The 915-nt window shown below is 78.5% G+C and carries 1 protein-coding gene; it reads right to left on the bottom strand.

Translation table 11 applies throughout. The annotated features are described in order from the left end of the window. Positions 1–915: SCO2521 family protein (locus ACOV8S_RS20850; RefSeq protein WP_448319475.1), on the bottom strand; the 915-nt coding region annotated here is incomplete at both ends.

Genomic DNA, 915 nt, shown 5'->3' with positions numbered 1-915 from the left:
GGGTGCGGGGGGGGGATCGCGTGCGGCGGGGGCTGGTGGCGGAGGCGCGGGGCGGGGGCCCGCCACTGGCGGGTGAAGCCGGGGCGTTCCTCCAGGGCGTCCCAGAGGGCGGCGAACGCGGGGTCGAGGCGGGCCCGGGGCATCCAGAGGTGGAGCAGGTGGTCGACGGCCGGCCGCAGCGCCCGCACCACGGCGGTGCCGTCCGCGGAGCCCAGCCGGCTGCCGTCGAGGAGGCGGACGAGGGTGGTGAGCAGCCAGTCGTGCAGGGCGAGGTCCTCGCAGAGGGCGGCGACCTCGGCGGGGTCGGCGCCGGGCGGGACGCGCAGCATGAGGGTGCGCAGTTCGTCCTCGGCCAGGGTGAGGGCTTCGATGGTGGGGCGGTCGGCGCCGGGGCCCGCGGTCAGCGCGGTCCAGCGCAGCCGGGTGGGGCGGGACTTGAAGGGCGGCCGCTGGTCGAGGAGCGGGTGGCGCAGCAGCCGGGTGAGCAGGCCGTCGGCGATCAGGCCGACGTCGAGTTCGCCGCGGCGGGCCCCGGTCAGGACGCCCTCGGCGACCGCTTCACGGGGGAGCCGCCCGAAGGGTTCGAGCTGCCCGGGGCGGACCAGGTAGTGGCCCCAGGGCTGCCGGTGGTCGGGTCCGCGGGCGGTGAGGGAGAGGCGGGCGGAGGTCTGCAGCACCCGGCCCTCGGTGAGGGCGCCGCGGGCGGCGACGGTGCCGACGGCGCGGACCTTGGCCCCGTTGGCGCTGGGCAGCGGGCAGTCGACGCCGGTGAGGGCGTCCGGGGAGCGGGCGTAGAGGTTGGGCCGCTCGGAGACCAGGACCCGTTCGTCGGCGCGCAGCCGCAGCAGCTGGGCTGCGGCCCGGATGTCGAGGGCCTGGTGCGCGGGGAGCAGGCAGGTGCGGACCTCCCCGCAC

The sequence above is a fragment of the Streptomyces sp. CO7 genome, assembly GCF_053474865.1.
Note: the sequence above shows the minus strand (reverse complement) of the source record. Positions and strands in the feature narration are given on the sequence as shown.